This window comes from Maribacter ulvicola, from assembly GCF_900155985.1.
In the GTDB taxonomy this organism is placed as follows: Bacteria; Bacteroidota; Bacteroidia; order Flavobacteriales; family Flavobacteriaceae; genus Maribacter; species Maribacter ulvicola.
This window is the reverse complement of record NZ_FTMA01000001.1, coordinates 1981151-2002907: the sequence shown is the minus strand read 5'-3', so window position 1 is coordinate 2002907 and position 21757 is coordinate 1981151. Positions and strand designations below refer to the sequence as shown.

Annotated in this window: 20 protein-coding genes and 2 tRNA genes; 14 read left to right on the top strand and 8 right to left on the bottom strand. The window is 35.1% G+C overall.

Features of this window, described 5'->3' with window-relative positions; genetic code table 11:
• The first annotated feature begins 48 nt into the window (after window positions 1–48).
• Both BW936_RS08610 and BW936_RS08605 read left to right on the top strand, forming a co-directional pair.
• A complete protein-coding gene (locus tag BW936_RS08610; RefSeq protein ID WP_076547910.1) occupies window positions 49–2466 on the top strand; it encodes a TonB-dependent receptor in 2418 nt (805 codons plus the stop codon).
• A 19-nt stretch (window positions 2467–2485) separates the two neighbouring features.
• Window positions 2486–3832, top strand: a complete 1347-nt coding sequence (locus BW936_RS08605; protein WP_076547909.1) for a hypothetical protein — start codon at window positions 2486–2488, stop codon at window positions 3830–3832.
• A gap of 109 nt (window positions 3833–3941) precedes the next feature.
• Here the strand turns inward: BW936_RS08605 and BW936_RS08600 are convergent, their stop codons facing one another.
• The 6 genes from BW936_RS08600 to tgt form a co-directional block, all read right to left on the bottom strand.
• A complete protein-coding gene (locus tag BW936_RS08600; protein WP_076547908.1) occupies window positions 3942–5204 on the bottom strand; it encodes an asparagine synthetase B in 1263 nt (420 codons plus the stop codon).
• Between the two features lie 173 nt (window positions 5205–5377).
• Window positions 5378–6928, bottom strand: a complete 1551-nt coding sequence (gene dnaB, locus BW936_RS08595; protein ID WP_076547907.1) for a replicative DNA helicase — start codon at window positions 6926–6928, stop codon at window positions 5378–5380.
• A gap of 166 nt (window positions 6929–7094) precedes the next feature.
• Window positions 7095–8048, bottom strand: coding sequence for an acetyl-CoA carboxylase carboxyltransferase subunit alpha (locus BW936_RS08590; protein ID WP_076547906.1), 954 nt, complete (start codon window positions 8046–8048; stop codon window positions 7095–7097).
• Between the two features lie 49 nt (window positions 8049–8097).
• Complete coding sequence (locus tag BW936_RS08585; protein WP_076547905.1) at window positions 8098–8997, bottom strand: DMT family transporter; 900 nt, start codon at window positions 8995–8997, stop codon at window positions 8098–8100.
• The gene (locus BW936_RS08580; protein ID WP_076547904.1) at window positions 8984–10066 is read right to left on the bottom strand and encodes an LptF/LptG family permease; all 1083 of its coding nucleotides are present in this window, start codon (window positions 10064–10066) and stop codon (window positions 8984–8986) included. Before BW936_RS08580 ends, BW936_RS08585 begins: the two co-directional genes overlap by 14 nt.
• The gene (tgt, locus tag BW936_RS08575) at window positions 10066–11196 is read right to left on the bottom strand and encodes a tRNA guanosine(34) transglycosylase Tgt (RefSeq protein WP_076548005.1); all 1131 of its coding nucleotides are present in this window, start codon (window positions 11194–11196) and stop codon (window positions 10066–10068) included. The genes BW936_RS08580 and tgt overlap by 1 nt, the downstream gene beginning before the upstream one ends.
• 239 nt (window positions 11197–11435) lie before the next feature.
• Here tgt and BW936_RS08570 point away from each other — a divergent pair, with 239 nt between their 5' ends.
• Window positions 11436–12026: a porin family protein gene (locus BW936_RS08570; protein ID WP_076548004.1), complete on the top strand. Its 591-nt coding sequence runs from the start codon at window positions 11436–11438 to the stop codon at window positions 12024–12026.
• Between the two features lie 70 nt (window positions 12027–12096).
• Here BW936_RS08570 and BW936_RS08565 read toward each other — a convergent pair whose 3' ends face one another.
• Window positions 12097–13053, bottom strand: coding sequence for an FKBP-type peptidyl-prolyl cis-trans isomerase (locus BW936_RS08565; protein WP_076547903.1), 957 nt, complete (start codon window positions 13051–13053; stop codon window positions 12097–12099).
• Window positions 13054–13131: 78 nt separating this feature from the next.
• Between BW936_RS08565 and BW936_RS08560 the strand changes: the two genes are divergently transcribed.
• Both BW936_RS08560 and BW936_RS08555 read left to right on the top strand, forming a co-directional pair.
• Window positions 13132–13560, top strand: a complete 429-nt coding sequence (locus BW936_RS08560) for an RNA-binding S4 domain-containing protein (protein WP_076548003.1) — start codon at window positions 13132–13134, stop codon at window positions 13558–13560.
• A gap of 48 nt (window positions 13561–13608) precedes the next feature.
• A complete protein-coding gene (locus tag BW936_RS08555) occupies window positions 13609–14106 on the top strand; it encodes a phosphoribosyltransferase family protein (RefSeq protein ID WP_076547902.1) in 498 nt (165 codons plus the stop codon).
• Here BW936_RS08555 and BW936_RS08550 read toward each other — a convergent pair.
• Window positions 14098–14613, bottom strand: a complete 516-nt coding sequence (locus BW936_RS08550) for a shikimate kinase (protein ID WP_076548002.1) — start codon at window positions 14611–14613, stop codon at window positions 14098–14100. The genes BW936_RS08555 and BW936_RS08550 overlap by 9 nt on opposite strands.
• 141 nt (window positions 14614–14754) lie before the next feature.
• On the opposite strand from BW936_RS08550, the gene BW936_RS08545 reads away from it, so the two are divergent.
• The 9 genes from BW936_RS08545 to BW936_RS08495 all read left to right on the top strand — a co-directional run bounded on the left by BW936_RS08545 (window position 14755) and on the right by BW936_RS08495 (window position 21729).
• Window positions 14755–14830: transfer RNA gene (locus BW936_RS08545), tRNA-Lys, on the top strand.
• Window positions 14831–14927: 97 nt separating this feature from the next.
• A tRNA-Lys gene (locus BW936_RS08540) sits at window positions 14928–15000 on the top strand.
• 307 nt (window positions 15001–15307) lie between these two features.
• A complete protein-coding gene (locus BW936_RS08535; RefSeq protein ID WP_076547901.1) occupies window positions 15308–16396 on the top strand; it encodes a sensor histidine kinase in 1089 nt (362 codons plus the stop codon).
• A 3-nt stretch (window positions 16397–16399) separates the two neighbouring features.
• Window positions 16400–17725: a sigma-54-dependent transcriptional regulator gene (locus BW936_RS08530; RefSeq protein WP_076547900.1), complete on the top strand. Its 1326-nt coding sequence runs from the start codon at window positions 16400–16402 to the stop codon at window positions 17723–17725.
• Window positions 17726–17935: 210 nt separating this feature from the next.
• Entirely contained in the window at window positions 17936–18376 is a 441-nt protein-coding gene (locus BW936_RS08525) for a GreA/GreB family elongation factor (protein ID WP_076547899.1), read from the top strand.
• 17 nt (window positions 18377–18393) lie between these two features.
• Window positions 18394–18753: a hypothetical protein gene (locus BW936_RS08520; RefSeq protein WP_076547898.1), complete on the top strand. Its 360-nt coding sequence runs from the start codon at window positions 18394–18396 to the stop codon at window positions 18751–18753.
• Between the two features lie 709 nt (window positions 18754–19462).
• Window positions 19463–20752, top strand: coding sequence for a Glu/Leu/Phe/Val family dehydrogenase (locus BW936_RS08505; protein ID WP_076547895.1), 1290 nt, complete (start codon window positions 19463–19465; stop codon window positions 20750–20752).
• A gap of 168 nt (window positions 20753–20920) precedes the next feature.
• Window positions 20921–21340: a GreA/GreB family elongation factor gene (locus BW936_RS08500; RefSeq protein ID WP_076547894.1), complete on the top strand. Its 420-nt coding sequence runs from the start codon at window positions 20921–20923 to the stop codon at window positions 21338–21340.
• Window positions 21337–21729 (top strand): hypothetical protein, encoded by a 393-nt coding sequence (locus BW936_RS08495; protein WP_076547893.1) that lies wholly within the window; start codon window positions 21337–21339, stop codon window positions 21727–21729. The genes BW936_RS08500 and BW936_RS08495 overlap by 4 nt, the downstream gene beginning before the upstream one ends.
• Window positions 21730–21757: the final 28 nt, after the last annotated feature.

Below are 21757 nucleotides of genomic sequence, written 5' to 3'. Positions count from 1 at the left end.
TTATTTAGACTAAATCTTAATAAAGATAAATGTCTTTTTTTATATCAAATGAAAAACTTTTTAACCCTTACATTTTTCTTAGTGCTATTATCTGCACACGCTCAAGATGTCTTTAGTACAATCTCAGGTACTGTACAAGACACTTCAGGCAAGCCATTACCTTTTGCAAATGTATTAGTCAAAGGCTTAAAACTTGGTGTTCTTACAGATGATAATGGAAAATATACCATTAAAAATGTACCTCAAGGTCAGCATAACATCATAGTCTCATTTATTGGTTATAAAACGAGCACACAAGCTATTGAAATTAATGAGCGTAGTAAAAAGATAGCTCTTAATTTTATCTTAGAAGAAAACATTGAAAATCTTGATGAAGTTAATGTCAACGGTAAATCTAAAGAAACACAACTAGAAACTAAAGGCTTTGCCGTAAATGCTATAAACACAGAGGAAGCCGGCCTTAGAAATATTCAAACCAATGAATTACTAAACACCACGGTTGGCGTAAAAATTCGCCAAAACGGTGGTTTAGGATCTGATGTAACCTATAGTTTAAACGGATTGTCAGGGAACTCTGTTCGTGTTTTTATTGATGGCATTCCTATTTCCACGTATGGCAATTCATTCAACCTAAATAGTATACCTCCTTCAATGATTAAAAACATTGAGGTTTACAAAGGTGTTGTTCCTGGTCATTTGGCAGACGATGCCTTGGGCGGGGCCATTAATATAGTACTACACAATGATGCAAAAACACATTTTAACGCCTCTATATCTCACGGTTCTTTCAACACCACACAAGCCAGTGTAAACGGCTTATATAGGTTTGATAAGTCAGGTTTAACTGTAAAGGCATCTCTTTTTCATAACTATTCTGATAATGATTATAAAGTTTCTGGCAGAAGTGTTGTGGTAACCGGCTTAGGTGGTGTGCAAACACCTATTACCGCTAGAAGATTTAACGATGCCTATAGATCCACAGGTGGTAAAGCAGAAATAGGATTTACTGATGTTAAATGGGCAGATAAATTCTTTATAGGGGTAACCGGCTCTGACGATTACAAAGAAGTACAACATGGTGCATTTATGACCATAACCCCTTATAAAGACAGGTTCTTGGAATCTGATGCATTATTGGGAAGTATTAGCTACCACAAGAAAAATTTATTTACGGAAGGACTAGATGTAAATGTTAACGGATTATATGGAAAAAGAAATCGTGCCGTCAACGACACCGTTTCTTATGCCTATAGCTGGAACGGAAAACGAGCAATTGATTTTAGAGGAAATGAATATCAATATACGTGGCGTTCACAACAAGAAGGTGGACCTACCCTAGCTAAAATAAAAAGAAATGTTGCATCTATAAGAACAGGTGTTTCGTACGCCATAAACGACAATCATAAGTTTTCAGTAAATCATGTGTACAGTGGTATTGACCGTGAAGATAGCGATGCCTTAAGATCCGTGTTGGAAAACACCTTTGTAGGCACAAGAGACTTGAAAAAAAATATTTACTCCATTACCTATGAGTTATCGGCAATTGACGACAAATTAAAGACTAGTTTGTTTGGCAAGCATTATCAACAGAAAACAACTAGTGTTGACCCCGCAGTTGCAACTGATGCTAATGGCAATAATATCACTATAGATGAAGTAGTTAGCAGTAATAAGAATTATGACGGTTATGGTTTTGCAGCTTCCTATGAATTTATTCCGAACATAACACTCTTAACATCAGCAGAAAAAGCGATACGCTTGCCTAACGAAACTGAAGTTTTTGGTAATGATGGGGATAACATAGTGGCAAATTCAAGTATTGACCCAGAAAGCAGTAATAACTATAACTTAGGATTTAGGTTTGGAAACTTCAATATAAGAAAGCATGCCTTTACGGTCTCTACAAATATATTTACCCGTAATATAAAAGACAGAATTGGTTTGCCCATAGAAACTTCTTTGAATGTAGATGATGAATTAATAGTATATGTAAATCAAGGTAGTGGAACCTCAAAAGGTTTCGATGCGCAATTAAACTATGCTTACAATAATAATTTTGGACTTAACTTCAATATTTCCAAGTTCGACTTAAAAATTGAAAACCAAGGGATAGAGGTAGACGTACCCAATACTCCGTTTTTTACCATGAACGGAGGTTTACGCTATTCGTTTAAAAATCTCATTCAAAAAAAATCTCGCCTAAATGCATTCTACAATGTGTATTTCACTGATGAATTTTCATTCATAACCGCCCAAGGAAGCAATACCGTTGGCAATGAATTTTTTGAAGTACCCCAACAACTTTCACAAGATTTTGGGCTAAGTTATGCTTTCCCTAATAACAAAGTTGTAGTAAGTTTTGATGTCAAAAACATATTTGACGAACCTGTTTATGATAATCTTTCTGTACAAAAACCAGGAAGAGCTTTTTATATAAAAATCAATTACGCAATTAATAAATTTTAATCTTTTAATTAATACAAAAATGAAAAGAACTTTTCTAAACCTTAAAACCTTTGCTGCCATCATATTAACAGCTGGTCTAATGACCGCTTGTAGCAGTGACGACGATACTATAGACCCAACAGATCCAGGTACTGTAGAACCTGAAAAGCCAAGATGGATTACCGTTGCTGCCGCAAAAATGGGTGATAATCCAGGCGATGGAAATGGTGGTACCTTGATATATTCTGTTACAAGTGAAGATGCAAAAGACCCTACAGTTTCTATAAGTCCATTTGAGAATGGGTTCATAGCACCTTCTAACAGAACTGCAAGATTGCAATCTTCCGAAGATGGAAATACTATTTTCAATATTAGCTACGCAGGTGATACCGGTGGTAATTACACTAAATATACCGTAGAAGGTGGACAAAATTTTACACCAACTGGTACAGAAGTAAGTATAGCCCCATATGTTGGTACTGCTCCTAGATGGATAAAATTATTCGACGGAGACCAAACAGGTGCTGCCGTTTATGTAAATACTGAAAATGAATTTGACGAAAATGATAAGTATACACGTACTGAGGCTACTATTGGTGTGGTAACTTTAGATTTGGTAAATTCTTCCATAAAAGAATTTCAAGAGCATAGTGTTCCTTTGAGTGATGAGGAAGAAGCTCAAGGTTATTATATTTCAAGAATTGATATGCCAACTTTAAATACAGCAGGAGATAAATTATATATAGGTGCACGTATTAGCAAAGTTGATCCAGCAACTGCAGAAACTGATAGAAATGGAGAAATTTTAGGCTCAAAAACCATTGTATTAGATTACCCATCACTACTTAACCCAACTGTTATTTCTTCTACAATTGGTCATGGTAACACTAATGGTTATAGAAGTATTAATTCTTTTGAATATAACGGTAGTGTATACCAAGCTAACCAAGGTGACCCAGAAGGTTCTCACATCTTAAAGATCAATGCGGATAACGAGTATGATAATACGTATGATTTCAATTTGGATGATGCTTTAGGCGTTGATGGTGCTTATATTTTAGCATGGAGACCAGCTTCTAATGGAAAAGCGGTATTGGCTTACCGTCATGAAGGGTCAGCTGAAGGTGTTGCCGGATTACAAGGCTTTTTCGCTTTGGTTGATTTAAATGCCAAGACTGCGGTAAAACTTGATGATATTCCTTACGATCCTGATTTCTACTTATTTCAATACCAAGGGTTCGTAGTTGAAGGAACGGAAATTTACCTTACTCAAGGTGCTGTTGGTCAAAATGGAAATATCTATGTTGTAGAAACAGAAACAGGTGCAGTAACAAAAGGAGCCGAATTGGTAAATGTTGCAGGCAGCCATTTTATTGGCGTATTTTAAACTACGTGATTATAGACTGAATGAACTAAAATTTCAGCAATTAAAAACCCGTTATCATGGCTTTTGTCTTGATAACGGGTTTTAATTTTTACTAGTATTCCATAATAAATTAGGTCTTTTGCTTCTTTTTACGTGCTGCAGGAAATAACACATTGTTTAATATTAATCTGTAACCTGGTGAAGTTGGGTGCAACTCAAGTTCCGTCTTTGGGTCCCCTACCCTATGTTGATAATCCTCAGGATCGTGCCCGCCATAGAAGGTAAAAAATCCTTTACCCTTAATTCCGTGAATATATCTTGCTTCTTCGTTAATTTTATTTTCTCCCAAGACTAAAACAGTCGGCTTTATTTCAGAGCGAGTAAAAGCTGTTGTTTGCCCCATAAACCCTTTTACCAAAGAAGTATGATTTTGGCATAACATGGTAGGCACAGGATCCCATTTAGCCGAAAATTCCATCAAGGAAAAGTAATCTGATTCTTTAGGTACATTACCTCTTTTATTGGTCATATCTATAGAAGAAAATTCATATTTTAATGGACTACGTTCCAGAACAAAATCTGTAAACGCAAAAGTTTTTCCATAATCTAGACTTGCTTGATAATTGGGATCAGAAGCGTCACCATCAAACATAGGTTCTACAATATCAATGCCGTCAGCAGCTAATGCAATATCAAAACTATCTGTTGCAGAACACATAGCGAACATGAAACCACCACCAATTACATAATTTCTAATTTTTAAGGCAACGGCTCTTTTCTCTTCGGATACTTTATCAAAACCTAACTTCTTGGCTAATTTCTCTGAATTTTTCTTCCCTTCAATATACCAAGGCGTAGCTCTGTAAGCACCATAAAATTTACCATATTGCCCTGTAAAATCTTCATGATGTAGGTGTAACCAATCATACAAGGCCAACTTATCGTCAAGCACTTCTTCGTCATAAATTGTGGTATATGGTATTTCAGCATACGTCAATGCCATGGTCACGGCATCATCCCAAGGTTGTTTGTCTTTGGGGGAATATACGGCAATACGTGGCGCTTTTTCTAAAATTACGGCATCCTGATTAACGGAAGGACTGCTAATTTCATCTAAAATTCCGTTTGCCTGTCCGTCTGATATAATCTCAAAACTTACTCCTCTGATCTGACACTCCTTTCTAATACTTTCCCCATCTGGCAACAAAAAAGAACCCCCACGATAATTTAACAACCATTGTACTTTTTGCTGTTTTGCCAGCACCCAATAGGTAATGCCGTATGCTTTTAAATGATTTTTTTGACTATCGGCATCCATGGGTATTAATATGGATGAAGCGAATATTTGCACAGAAAAGAAGAGCAATAAAACTGAGGTAATTAATTTAGACATAAGGTATGATGATAGGTATTCACTCAAAGATATAGTAAAATCTTTGGAGCCGTATTTAAGATGCAGTTAAAGCTATTGTAATTAAGATAATGATACGTACTTAAAATCAATTGTTTTTAAAACAAAAAAGTCTCCCAAATGGAAGACTTTTAAACGTATATATAAGTACTGTTTTAGAAAGGAACATCATTATCCTCATCTAAATCTGGACTACTGTTCATGCTACTACCAAAGGCATCATCTGCACTTGGCAAGTTTTTGGTTGCAAAAGGATTCTCCTCATTAGCATTCATTTTGGATTGAAATTCGAACGGAGAATCAAAATCATCAAGGTTATCAAACTTACCTTGGTTACCAATAAACTTCAACCTAATATTTTCTAGACCACCATTACGGTGTTTGGCTACAATAAATTCACCTTGACCTTGTGTTGGTGTACGTTCTTCATCATCCCACTCTTCTATCTTATAGTATTCTGGTCTATAGATAAAGGATACAATATCCGCATCCTGCTCGATTGCTCCAGATTCCCTCAAATCCGAAAGAATAGGTCTTTTACTGCCGCCACGCGTTTCAACCGCACGTGATAACTGGGATAATGCAATTACAGGAACGTTTAATTCTTTTGCTAATGCTTTTAAGTTTCTAGAGATCGTAGAGATCTCTTGTTCCCTGTTTCCTCCTTTTTGGCTACCACCAGCTGTCATTAACTGCAAATAATCAATCATGATCATTTTTATACCATGTTGAGAAGCAAGACGTCTTGCCTTTGCACGCAAATCGAAAATAGATAATGACGGGGTATCATCAATAAACAAAGGAGCCTTCTCTAAAGTTTTCACCTTTACGTTTAGCTGCTCCCATTCATGTTTTTCTAGCTTACCGGTTCTTAATTTTTCTGAAGACAATCCTGTTTCAGAAGAAATTAATCTAGTAATCAACTGTACCGAGGACATCTCCAGTGAAAAGAAAGCTACCGGAGTATTTGTATTTACCGCCATATTTCTGGCCATAGATAAGGTAAAAGCTGTTTTACCCATACCAGGACGGGCAGCAACAATAATTAAATCACTGGGCTGCCAACCAGATGTTAGCTTATCCAATTTATCAAATCCGGAAGCTACACCACTCATCCCCTCTTTACCGGCAATCTCTTCTATTCGTTTTTTGGCCTGTATTACCAAATCTTGCGCAGTTTCTGCAGAACGCTTTAAGTTACCTTGCGTAACATCATATAATTTAGCTTCAGCAGTATCTAACAAGTCAAACACATCCACAGCCTCATCATAAGCCTCTTCTATAATTTCACCAGAAATTTTGATCAAACTACGCTGAATAAACTTCTGTAGGATAATACGGGCATGAAACTCAATATGAGCAGATGAAGCTACTTTTTGAGTCAATTTTATCAAATAAAAATCGCCTCCGCTAACCTCTAATTTCCCTGCTTTCTTAAGTTGTGACGAAACGGTTAATAAATCTACCGGTTGCGATTCTTCAAAGAGAATGAAGATAGCCTCGTAAATAAATCTATGAGCGTCTTTATAGAATACATCTGGGTGTAAAATATCAATTACTTCATCAACACCTTTTTTATCTATCATCATAGCACCAAGCACAACCTCCTCTAAATCAGTTGCTTGTGGCGGAATTTTACCTTTTTCAAGGTTTATAATATTAGATTTGTCGATCTTACGAGCAACAAAAGGTTTCGTGTTCTCCATAGTGCGAAAGTATACAATTAACCTTTAGTTAACGTGAAAAACATCAATTTCGATGTTCACAGTTGACTAACAATTGACTGTTAATAAGTTACAGTTTTCTGTTGATAACATAAAAAAACCGAGGAATAAAATCCTCGGTATATTTTTAAGAAGCCTAAAATGTAGATTAGCCGTTAAAAACGCCCATTTGTGCGTATTTATCCATGCGTTGATTTACTAGTTCTTTTGGTGATAACTTTTGAAGATCTTCAAAATGAGAAGAAATTTTGTTTTTTACCGTTTCAAAAGTTTTAGGTCTGTTGGCATGTGCTCCACCGGCAGGTTCACGTATGATTTCGTCGATCAGTTTCAACTTTTTCATATCGGTCGCTGTCAATTTCAAAGCTTCGGCAGCTCTTTCTTTATATTCCCAGCTTCTCCATAAAATAGAAGAGCAAGATTCTGGTGAAATAACGGAGTACCATGTATTCTCTAACATCAACACCTTATCACCCACACCTATACCTAATGCACCACCAGAAGCACCTTCACCAATAATTACAACAATTATAGGGACTTTAAGGCGTGTCATTTCAAGAATGTTCCTTGCAATTGCTTCTCCCTGTCCTCTTTCTTCTGCTTCAATACCTGGGTAAGCACCCGGTGTATCTATCAAGCAAACTACAGGTACCTGAAATTTTTCTGCAGATTTCATTAAGCGTAAAGCCTTTCTATACCCTTCTGGGTTGGCCATACCAAAATTTCTGTACTGACGTGTTTTAGTGTTATACCCTTTTTGCTGACCAATGAACATATAGCTCTGATCACCAATTTTACCTAAACCACCGATCATGGCCTTGTCATCTTTCACGGTACGATCACCATGCAGCTCCAAGAACGTATCTCCACATATGGCTTTAATGTAATCTAATGTATAGGGTCTATTTGGATGTCTAGATAACTGTACTCGTTGCCAAGCAGTTAGGTTTTTATAGATATCTTTTCTAGTTTCGGTAAGTTTCTTTTCAATCTGTTTGCAAGTCTCGGTAACATCAACATCACTTTCCTCTCCAATGATCATGCACTTGTCCAATTGCTCTTCCAGTTCTTTAATGGGAAGTTCAAAATCCAAATATTCCATATTTCTATAAAGTTTCTTTAGTTGCGGCTCAAAGATAAAACTTTAATACCTAAATCTTGGGTACCCTTTTTTTAATATTTGCTCTTTGTTTTAAAATACCGTTGGCAATGACCGTACTGAGTATGATTAAGGCTCCCACATAAAACATAGGCTTCATTTTTTCTTCAGAACCAAATATCAACCAAGCTAACAGAATACCGTACACTGGCTCTAAATTTGTAGTTAGCATTACCGTATACGGCGTTAAAACACGCATGATCTTTACCGATGCTATAAAAGCATAAGCCGTGCAGATAAGCGCTAACACTACTAAGTACATCCAATCTAATTGCGGCAATGTTAGTAATGCAATATTAAAATCGCCCTTAAACATTAAGACAACAGATAAGAAAACCATGCCTACACCTAGTTCATAAAAAGAGATTACCGATGGTTTATGATTCTGAACCAGTTTACCGTTTATCAACGAAAAGACTGCTGCCAAAAATGCAGAAATCAATGCGATGACCATTCCATAGACATACTCCGTTTCTACTTTAAATATTAAATAGAGTCCAGCTATGACCATTACACCGAAAAAAATCTCGTATCCTATTATTTTACGTTTATACCAAAAAGGCTCCATTAAAGCTGTAAAAAAAGCACCTGTAGACATCATGGCCAATGCCACCGACACGGTAGAAACTTTTATTGCCAAGAAGAACGTTACCCAATGCAGAGCAACAACTACTCCCCCACCTAACAACCACAAAAATGTTTTCTTTGAAACTTTTAAGCTGAATTTCGCAATGAAAATATACACGGCTATAAAAATAGTTGCCATACCCATTCTGATCCATACCAAGGGTAGCGAATCTATAGAGATCAACTTTCCTAAAACGGCCGTGAAGCCCCAAATGAAAACAATGAAATGTAGGTGTAGTAAATTGAGTACTCTATCGTTTTGCATTTTGAAGTAGATAAAATGCCAGACATCCAAAAACTACATTAGGTATAATAACAGCAAGCAAAGGAGAAAACCCCGATTGCTCTGCCAGTACACCAAAAACCTTATCAAAAAATATAAATATAAAAGCTATTAAAATACCGAATGCCAAGTTGGCCCCCATACCGCCACGCCGCTTAACCGAAGAAACCGATACAGCAATAATAGTTAAAATAAAAGCTGTTAACGGCAAAGCCCAACGCTTATATTTTACCAATACATAGGTATTAATATTAGAAGCTCCCTTTCTTCTTTGGTCCTTAATAAAAGTATCCAATTCAAAAAGGTTCTTTGTTTCTGCAACGTATGACACGGGGGTAAGATCGCCTATATCAAAGGCAAAAATAGTATCTAACCTTCGTTTACTTTCCAATATGGCCGTATCACCTATAACCGTTCGCTTTTTATAGGAAGTTAAACGGTAACTAGAATCTTTATCTACCCATCTTATATTAGCTGCTGATATTTTAAAATCTAATTCATTATTTTCCTTAAACCGCTCAAATGTAAAATTATGACCTAGCTGCCTAGCCGGATCAAAACTACTGACATAAATAAAATCGGTTTCGTTCAGCTGATTGAAGATATTATTGGTAACCCTGTCCTGCTTGCCCTTTTTTAGGTATTTGTATTTAAATTCATTGAAGCCCACGCTAGCGTTAGGTACAATGAACATAGTCATAAAGAACATTAAAATTGCCACCATGGTAGCCCCAATAATGTAAGGTCTTAAAAATCTCCCATAAGAAACCCCTGAACTTAAAATGGCAACAATCTCTGTATTGTTAGCAAGTTTAGAAGTGAAGAATATTACAGACAAGAATAGAAAAATTGGAAATAATAGATTGCCAATGTAAATCGTAAAATTTACATAATACATAACTATCTCATTCAGGGGCGCCTCATTATCGATCATTTTACCGATCTGCTCCGCCAAATTCACCATAATACCTATGGGAATGAACAACAAAAGCATTAGCGAAAAAGTCGCCAAATACCGTTTTAGAATGTATTTATCTATTATTGATAGCATTATAGCCTTTTATCCATTTGTTTTACCATGGTGTCTTTCCATGGCCTAAAATCTCCTGCAATAATATGTTTACGTGCTTCTCTTACCAACCACATGTAAAAACCTAAGTTGTGAATTGTAGCTATTTGTTTACCTAGATATTCATTGGCCGCAAATAAATGTCTTAAATACGCCTTAGAATACTCACGGTCTACAAAGGTAGTTCCCATTTCGTCTATAGGAGAAAAATCATCTTCCCACTTTTTATTTTTAATATTTATGGTACCATGCGCCGTAAACAACATTCCATTTCTTGCGTTTCTTGTAGGCATTACACAGTCAAACATATCTATACCAAGAGCTATATTCTCCAATATATTAATAGGTGTACCAACACCCATTAGGTACCTTGGTTTGTCTTCTGGTAAAATTTCACATACCACCTCTGTCATGCCATACATTTCTTCAGCAGGCTCACCAACAGATAATCCACCAATGGCATTACCCTCAGCTCCAGCATTTGCTATGTACTCTGCAGATTGTCTTCTTAAATCTTTATAGGTAGACCCTTGTACAATAGGAAAAAATGTTTGTGCATAATCATACTCAAAAGGTGTTTTTTCCAAATGATTAATACATCTATCTAACCACCTATGCGTCATATGCATGGATCGTTTGGCATAATTATACTCACACGGATAAGGCGTACATTCATCAAAAGCCATGATGATATCTGCGCCGATCACACGCTGAATTTCCATTACGTTCTCTGGTGTAAATAAATGCATAGATCCATCTATGTGCGATTTAAATTTAACCCCTTCTTCCTTAATCTTTCTATTGCCGGATAAAGAATATACTTGGTAGCCACCACTATCAGTAAGAATATTTCTATCCCACCCCATAAATTTATGGAGTCCGCCAGCTTTTTTTAAAATCTCTGTTTTAGGTCTAAGAAACAGATGATAGGTATTACCAAGAATAATATCTGGATTCACCTCTTCCCTTAATTCTTTTTGGTGCACTCCTTTTACAGAGGCTACCGTGCCCACTGGCATAAAAATTGGAGTTTCAATAGTACCATGATCAGTTACAATAGTCCCTGCCCTAGCCTTTGACTGTAAATCTGTATTGTGTAGTGTAAACTTCAAACTTTCTATATCTAGCTGCAAATATAATGAACTGTCTGTGGGAAAAACTTAATAAAAGGTAAAGATGTTATGAAACAGCTAAACCATCATTTAAACCAATTGACTTCATAAAACTGAAATTAGCCCAAAAGGCACCTTTAAACAATAAAGCTATTTTACGTCCGTTTTGATGGTATAAATAGAATATGGAACTATTGGTATTGTATTTGATATCAGTTTCTCTCAAAACAACAATGAATATGAAAAAAACAATTTTAGTCGCCTTTATGGCGCTCTCTGGATTTTATGGAATGTCACAGAGTGACTCTGGCTTTGGTATTAAAGGGGGATTAAACTACAATGCAAACGGAGATTACTTTGAGTCTGCCGGTGAAGCTGCTAGAAATCCAGATAGAAATGTAGGTTACCATTTAGGTATTTTTGGAAAAATTGGATTATCAAAAGTATATTTAAGACCAGAACTGGTGTATACCAAAACGAAATCTGATTATGACAATGCTGATTTTGACATGAGCAAGTTAGATGTACCTGTACTTTTAGGTGTTAAAGTCATAGGACCCTTACATGTTTTTGCAGGTCCGTCATTTCAATATATTTTAGACACCGAATTTGATGGTGTTACAATTGATGATGTTGAAAATGATTTTTCAGTTGGGTTGAATATCGGTGCCGGAGTTAGTCTGGGTAAATTAGGAATAGATTTACGATATGAAAGAGGATTCAGTGATAATGAAGCTTCCTTTATTAATACCAACATTACAAATTTAGGTCCAAGTAGAATAGATACAAGACCAGATCAATTGATACTAAGCTTGTCTTTAATGTTGTAAATAAAATTGCAAGAAACAAAAAACCTCTTAAGGATACTTAAGAGGTTTTTTTATGCTTATAAATACTTGGTTACAAATCATTATCTAGATGATCGGGGGTACCATCACCATCGGTATCTAAGAAACCAACAAATTTACCATCGGCATCTAATTCAATCTCATCAATTGTTAAAATACCATCACCATCATCGTCATTATCAAAATGATTAGGAATTTTACCATTAATGGCTTCTAATTCAGTATCAGTATTATCGTTATTTAAATCTCCGTCACCATCCAAATCTTCTAAGATAGAAGGAATACCATCACCATCAATATCTGTATTTGCCTCATAACCTAATGCTTGCAATTTAAAAACAAGTGGAGAGTAAGCAGGTATTGAACTTACAGTTTGGTTAAAATATGCTAAACCAGATGGCATAAAAACTGCTGCTACACCAAAGTCTGTGTAGCTAACAGTGCCATCCCCATTTTCTATTGGACCTAAACCTGTTTTCAGTTTTAAAACTGCTTGTGCAAAACCTACTCTCAATCCAGGTTCTCCTAAATAAAACCTGGCTGGTTGATTAGCTGAAGCATCAAAAAGATTTCCGTCTAACAATAACCCTTCATATTGTATAAATGAATTATCTCCAATAGTTGGCTGTCCGCCAACACCTTGTTGTGCTATTAGCAAATAGAGTTTTAGCGAAATCTTTTCCCCGTCATCTAATCCGAAATCTTCAGAATCAACGGTAATTGATTGGGTTATTAATTTAGGACTATCAAAAAGTGATTGTTTTGAACTGTTTTCACCAGCAATAGTATCGAACCTTATTTTAAAATCGAAGCCTTCAGGTGGTGCATCAAACTCTTCTTTATTATAGAAATGAGTCTTTAAAAATTCTACGATTTCCGCATCATCCTCTACAGTAACTTCACTCAATAACCTTGGCGGCACAACTTCACCAATAGTATCGTCATCATTTTTACATGAACTTATTACCAGTAAACCAGCTATTAGCAAATAGGCATTTTTCAATTTCATCAATAATTTATTTTGAACGCGCAAGATACAATTTTCCCTTATTTTTGTTTGGAAGTTAACAAAGAAATGCAACCTATAATGCGTATAGATAAATTCTTGTGGAGTATACGATATTTTAAAACCAGAAACATTGCATCTACGGCATGTAAAAAAGGACATATAAAAATTAACGGTATTACCGCAAAACCGGGAAAAGAAGTTTTTCCGATGGATGAAATCATAGTTCGTAAAAATCAAATTGATTATAAACTTACAGTTCTTGATATACCACCAAGTCGTGTTGGCGCCAAATTAGTTGATATATACAGAAAGGATACAACACCTAAAGAAGCCTTTGAACATAATGAGCTTTTACAATATTCTAAAGACTACTATCGTAAAAAGGGAATTGGCAGACCTACAAAAAAGGATAGACGGGATATAGATGACTTTTTAGATAGCTCGCCAAATTCAGATAAGGACAATACCGTTGAACCCGGTAATAATAGTAAAGAAGTTAAAGATTGATCAAATCTTTTAAAAACATAACTATCTTTAATGTTTTAAGAACAATACATGCAACAGACCATACTTACACATCAGCAGATCCAGCATAAAATAGAACGAATTGCGTATCAAATTTATGAAGCAAATGTTTATGAAGAAGAAATCATTATTGCCGGCATAGATGGCGGCGGACTAGCATTTGCCAAGAAAATTGTGGCTAAGCTTAAAAAAATTACAGTAGCAAAAATTGTGCTATGCAAATTATCCATGGACAAGAAAAACCCACTGACTAGTGGAGTTACTACTTCATTGCCCAATAATGAGTTCATTAATAAGTCTGTAGTTATCGTAGATGATGTTTTAAACTCTGGCACCACTTTAATATATGGTGTTCATCATTTTCTAAAAACACCATTAAAGCAACTAAAAACTGCTGTTCTGGTAAACAGAAACCACAAGAAGTATCCGGTAAAAGCAGATTACAAGGGAATTTCCTTATCTACTTCATTACAAGAACACGTAAACGTTCATTTTGAAACTAAAAATGACAGAGTGTATTTAGACTAGCTTATTCACTATCATTTCAGCGATCTCTGTTGGTGTATTATTATTACTTTTTATCTTTTGATGTGCTTGATTGTAAAAGTAGCTTCTTTCAAATAAATGCTTACCTATAAATTCGGTCAGTTCTTCATCTTTTAAATGAGAAATCATAGGCCGATGACTTTTCTCTTTTCTAAGGCGATCAAAAAGTTCACTTATACCCACGTTCAAATAGAAAGAATGAGCAGTTTTCTCATTTATAAAGTCCATATTAGAACCAAAACAAGGCGTACCACCACCTAAAGAAAGCACAAAGCTGTCTTCATTTGAAAAAATTTTATTGAGATATTCTATTTCTTTTTTTCTAAAATAGATTTCTCCTTTGGTCTCAAAAATGGAAGCTATGGACATTCCCTCTCCTTCTTCAATATAATCATCTAAATCTAAAAATTTAACATTCAAATGGTTAGACACTATTCTACCTACAGTAGATTTACCACTACCCATATATCCTAACAATACTATTTTCACGTTTTTCATTTGTACAAAATTGAACTAAATAAAACCCTTTTCAAAAAAAAATAAATTTATTTAAAAAAGGGTTTGTAAAATAAAGTAATCGACTTATATTTGCACCCGCATTGAGGGAATAGTACTTCTGAAAATGCTTTTGACCTGGTAGCTCAGTTGGTAGAGCATCTCCCTTTTAAGGAGAGGGTCCTGGGTTCGAGCCCCAGCCCGGTCACCAATAAATAGTAGCCTCTTGACAAAAAAAGAGGCTTTTTTTATTTAAGCGTTCAAACTTATTTTATAAGTAATTAACGTTGATGTTCTTAAGATTTTTTGACCTGGTAGCTCAGTTGGTAGAGCATCTCCCTTTTAAGGAGAGGGTCCTGGGTTCGAGCCCCAGCCCGGTCACTTTTAAACCTTCAAGTATTTATTATTTGGAGGTTTTTTTGTTTTATTAAAGTATGCAGAAAGCTATTTTGAAATTACATATAGCAAAAGTTACGCTGATTAACCGAACAGTTGTTGATTACCTTTATCATTTAAAACTTACAAAGCACCTTTCTTTAGTGCTGTCAAAAAAAATATTCTCACTTCCTAATCTATTATTTATAGCCATGACCTCCGTATTGGCTTAGCCGATATTTAGTAAGATTCGTTATTGACCCTATCTTTTTCAATAAATATTGCTGAACTTTAGGTGCAAAATAAAATTGATATGACGACGACCAAGGATAAACTAAAAGAGCGTGTTAAAGAGCTCACTTGTCTATATGAGGTGACTTCAATTATAGTAAATTCTGATTATGACCAATTAGACGCATCACTTGAAGCAATCGTTTATTGTCTTAAAAGAGCATGGCAATTTGAAAATGTAACCGAAGCTTATTTAAAAGTAAACGAATATCAAGTACAGACCGATGATTTTAAGCACAATATGGTAACCTTAATTTCTAAGATTAAAGTATTTAATAAAATAGAAGGCGAAGTAATTGTTGGTTACCCACCAAACCAATATACACATGACGATTTTTTAGTTGAAGAACAGACCTTACTGAATAACGTAGCCTTAGATATTGGTAATCTTATTGAACGTAAACAAATTAGAGACAGTGAGGCCATAACCAGAAGAAAAATGGAGCGCACGGACCGTTTACATATTCTCGGTGAAATTACCGCAGGCATTGCACATGAACTAAACACTCCCCTTGCCAACATTCTTGGTTTTTCTGAACTATTAACAGATAAAGTTACCGATCAAGAAACTGTTAGAGATTTAAAAAAAATAATGGACAGTGCCATATTTAGTAGAGAAATCGTTAAAAAACTTATGTTTTTTGCTTGTGAGATGCCACAAGAAATGAAAACAGTTAAATTAATACCTATTGTTACTGGCGTCATAAAACTTCTAGGACCGTCTTTACGTAATAAAAAAATTAAACTTGTTAGTACCTTTGAAAATGAACGTATTGAACTTAGGGGAGACACCGTACAGTTGACCCAAGTACTTTTCAATTTAATAATGAATGCCATATATTACTCGCCCGAAAATGGCATTATCACTGTTAAAGTTTTAGAAACCGATGGTTTTGTGTTATTGAAAATTGCTGACCATGGCAAGGGCATACCTGCAGAATTGGAAGATAAAGTATTTGAACCCTTTTTTACTACCAAACCTATAGGAGAAGGCTCTGGCTTAGGACTTAGTGTAGTTCACGGAATAATTACCAGTCACAAAGGCTCTATAGAACACACCAAGAATACCCCTAAAGGAACTATCTTTACCGTGAATTTCCCAAAACAGTAATAGATGAATTTGCGCAAAGAGAATATTCTAATAGTAGATGATGATATTGATATTCTAGAGCTTTTGCAAAGACACTTACAAGCTATGGACTACCATACTTACAAAGCTGTTTCTGTAAAGGAAGCTTTATTTATACTTAAAGATACGTTTATTGACTTGATCATTACCGATATACAAATGCCGGAAATTGATGGGCTACAATTATTAAAATTCGCCAATGAACATTACCCGGAGATACCTAAATTAGTGGTTACCGGTTACCCATCTATAGAAGCTACTTTGGAAGTCATAAAATCTGGAGCAACGGATTACTTGACAAAACCCTTCACTAAAGCTGAATTAAAAGAGGCAATTGAAAAAGCATTAACACAAAATACTTTTCGTAAAAAGACAAAAAGTACTCCTACAACATCTGATAAATATCCGTATTCGGATATGGTTGGTGAATCGGAAGCTTTTAAAAAGGTAACGAACATTATTGAGCGGGTAAAAGACAATAAAGCTACCGTTATAGTTACTGGTGAAAGTGGCACAGGTAAAGAGTTAGTTGCCAGGGCAATTCATTATTCAGGTAAGTTTTCCAGAGAACCTTTCATTGCCGTCAACTGCGCTGCAATTCCAGAAAATCTTCAAGAAGCAGAACTATTCGGATACATGAAAGGCGCCTTTACAGGAGCCACCGAAAATAGAAATGGATTTTTTCAAGCTGCAAAAGGTGGTACACTATTTTTAGATGAAATAGGGACCGCTTCCTTAGCCGTACAGACAAAATTGCTACGAGCATTACAAGAGAAAGAAATTACTAGGGTAGGTTCACAAAAAATTGAAAAAGTAGATATTAGAATCATTGCAGCTACTAATGCCAATTTAAGAAATGAAATAAAGAACAACACCTTTAGAGAGGACCTGTTCTATAGACTAACGGTAGTAGAAATCAATGTTCCCCCATTAAGGGAACGTAAATCTGATATTGCTATTTTAACAGAGAAGTTTCTACGTAAGTACGGCATAGAATTTAAAGACAGATTATTACGTATATCTCCAGAAGCACTTAAAGTTCTTGAACGCTATAATTGGCCCGGAAATATTAGAGAACTGGAAAATATTATTCAAAGAGCCGTTATTATGGCAGATGGTAGTATAGAAGTAAAAGATTTACCAGACTTTTTAAAGTACCAAATTGAATTTTCCGATAATGGATTAAGACCACTTATTGACATAGAAAAAGAATACATACAACGCGTTTTAGCCCATACAAAAGGAAATAAAACAAGAGCAGCGGAAATTCTTGGAATAGACCGCAAAACTTTACGTGAAAAATTAAAATAAATTCGGGTAATTTCTCCCCTCCCGGGTAATTTCTCCCCACTACAAACAATAAACGTAGAATATAAACTACCTTTTATACCTGACAATCAACTATTTACAAAATTATTTAGCATATTCTTTTTAAGTGGCATATCAATTGCTTTATAGACCACAAATAGAAAACTATTAGAAAATTACAAATAGTAAGTGGTATCATTTAAAAAGTAACAGATGAAATACGGTAGTCTTGTTTTTGAAAAAAGTGAATTCTTGATGGTAAAAAAATTTAAAGAACACAATGTCACTTTAGAAGATTATGCACATAAAAATGTGTTAGAAATTCTTGATCAAAACATGATTATTGCCATGTGTTTAAATGCAGAGGATATCCCGTTAGATATTATCACTTTAAATTCTATTATAGAAGTAAGTGGAGCTTCTGGTATTCGTCAAAAATTTAAAATAGTATCACCGAATGAAGTTGATATTAAAATGAATAAAATTTCTGTCGTCAGCAGTTTAGGTGCTTCAGTAATTGGCCGTGCCGTAGGAGACAAAATTTCATATGGACTACCAGGAGATCTCATTTCATTGAAAATAACAAAAGTCACTCAACCAAACTCAACCAGCAAAAACGCTACTGAAGAAATTAAAAAAGTAAAAATTCATTAATTCTAAATTATTCAGTTATGTTAAAATACGCAATTACCCTATTATTTTCAGTAAGTATGTTAAACGCTCAAGACAACACTGTTGCACAAACGGAAGTAAGTGTTGGTGATATTTTTGAAATAGGAAAACCAGAGACCAATACATACAAGCATGTAGATTTTCCAAGAGTAAACTTTATTATTAAACGTGGTGGCATTGCCAATTATAAGCAAGTTCAAGGTGAAGAAGTTGTGGTTACGGCCGTAAAGGAATTAAAGGACGGAACAACACAAATTAAAATAAAACGCAATGACGGTCATCGTTTTTTTGGCAGCCATACTGTAGTTACAGCAGACTATAAAGACGCCATAAACTCGGGCGAATTACAAGCACTATAATTTTATTTTTAGTTGATTGACAATCCACTTGGCCTCTATATATAAATTGGCTGATTTATTTAGAAATAACCAAGTGGATTTCATAAAAAAAATGCTAAGGGCTATCTCTAAACCAGTTACTAGGCTAACTAAACAAAAGGGTTCACCACAATTGCACACCTGTTTTATTATAATCAATGAACTAAATTTCAAAAAAGCACTAAACATCTTTAGATAGCGTAAAGCTAACTATAGACAGACCTAACATTAAAGTTAGAAGACTAAATATACACTGGCTTTTGAAAGATAAATATGAACAATTAAATATCATTAAAGAAACACATCTTGATCAATACAGGCAAGAGCCACAGCTTTAAGGAGTAGTTTACTCATGTCTTAACTAACGTTTATATTCTTAATATTTATTGATTAAGCCCTAACAGCAATCACTTTTAATACAATAAAAACAAAACAGCCCGTCATAGAATAGCGGAAAATTATAAGAACAACTAATACATCTTAATATGAGCTCGATGATAAATTATATGCAGAGCATATGCTCAACCTGCACCCATGTATCCTATTGCTCTATAACAAGAAATAAAAAGAGCATTTACGCGTGTAGCGAATATGTCCATTTTCTAGATAAAACCCAGGAACCTACAATGGTGATATCTAATGAAATGTCAAGTAATAAATTAAATAGAGAATTAGTCTTAAACTAAATAGAATGATAGCAAAAGTAGCATCTAAAAATGCGCCCAAACAAGGCATGCTAGAAAATGTAATGCGTCAATTTGATAATGCCGCAGACATAATTGACTTAAATACCAATATTAGAAAAATACTAGAGGTGACCAATAATGAGATTGTTGTTCATTTTCCTGTACGGATGGATAATGGTGAAGTTGAAATTTTTACAGGTTACCGTGTTCAGCATAATAATTCGCTTGGACCCTATAAGGGCGGACTACGTTACCACGCAACTGTTGATATAGATGCCGCAAAGGCATTGGCAATGTGGATGACCTGGAAAACCTCTTTGGCCGGTTTACCCTACGGCGGTGCCAAAGGCGGAATTCAATTAGACCCAAATAAATATTCTAATTCTGAATTAGAGCGCATAACCAGAAGATTCACTTACGCATTAGGAGATAACATTGGCCCTGAATTAGATATTCCTGCACCAGATGTAAATACCAACCCGCAGACCATGGCTTGGATTCTTGATACGTATATGTCAACAAAATCTCCGGCAGAACGATCAACCAATATGCATGTAGTTACAGGAAAACCTATAGGTGCCGGCGGATCTAAAGGTAGAGATAGGGCAACAGGTTATGGAGTGTTCTTAACCATTAAATTCTGGGCAGAAAGTCATAACGTAGATTTAAAGGATAAAAAATTCATTGTACAAGGCTTTGGTAACGTTGGGTATTGGGCGTCCTATTTTTTGGTAAACGAAGGCGCAATTTTAACCGCGGTACAAGATGCATATGGGTGTATTGTAAATGAAGAAGGTATAGCTGTAGATCAATTACTTGCCTATACAAAAAGTAACAAAGGCAGTATACTTGGGTTTGCAAATGCAAGAACAATAGATAGTAAAGATTTCTTTTCATTAGACTGCGATATCTGTATCCCCGCAGCATTAGGTAATCAAATTACTGCTAAAAATGCCCACAAGATAAAAGCATATTTAATTGCCGAAGGTGCCAATGGACCTACAGATGTAGATGCTGAAGAAATACTATTGAAAAAAGGTATTGACATTATACCGGATATACTTTGTAACTCTGGCGGAGTAATAGGTAGTTATTTTGAATGGTTACAAAACCGGAATGGTGAAATATGGTCTTTAGACGAAGTGATGGTCAAGTTAGAGAAAAAGATGAAAGAGTCTTTTACAACCGTTTTAGAAACTTCGCAGAAAAGAAAAGTAGATATGCGTACGGCAGCATTTATAATTGCCATTGAACGCTTAGAGGAAGCTTATGTGCAACGTGGTATTTTTCCATGATAAATAATAAAAGTAATAATTAATGATAACGGTTTAAAACTAAGTAGTAATTACTGCCACAATAGGCGTGGTCGAAATTATTTGAAATAAGCTAGCTAATGTTCCTGGCCGCGCTTAAAATGGCAATGAACTATGTTTTTAAACTTAAATCGAAATAAATAATAGAAAATGAAGTACGGCAATCTAGTTATTGAAAAGAAAGAATACGTGGTACTTAAAAGGTTCATGAACCTATCGGGCTACTATAAAGATGATACATTACGTAAATCTGTACAAAAATTGGTCGGTGAATTAGAGACTGCCATCATCTGCGATGCATCAGACATGTACGAAGATGTTATACGGTTCAACTCCACAGTCACGATCGTTTCAGAAAACGGGTGGAAGAAAAAGTTTAAACTGGTAATGCCCAACGACAGCGATATTAAAAATGATAAAATATCTATTCTCACCCCTATGGGTGCAGCTGTTATTGGTTATAGCCAAGGTGATGCCATTATTTGGGAATTTCCATCGGGAGAACAAAAACTAACCATAGAAAAAGTAGAACAGGAGAATGAGCATATAAATATTAATATGGTACTATGATAACATCCAAGCATTTTTATCCGCATGAATCTGATAAAAGAATAATGATGAAAAAAGATCGGTTAGAAATTAATAGCTGGACAGATGAATTAGAGTTTCTAAATAAAGAAATTGAATTCTATTTGGATATTGAAGATAGCATTATACAAAACTCTAAATTATACCAAGAGCTACATGGTACACGTAGAGAAAATGCACTAATACTTGCAACACTATATAGATATGATAATGTGGTAAGCAAGGCCATTGAATGCGATACTGTAGCATGTGATGCCTATTATCTAAGTCATCATGAAAAGAAAAGAGATGCATACTTGACGTTCATAAAAAATTACAGGAACCTTAAACTAAAAGTATTGTCACAAATATTAATAAATGCGAGAAGCTAAGTGAAATAGAAACAACCATTACGAGCCA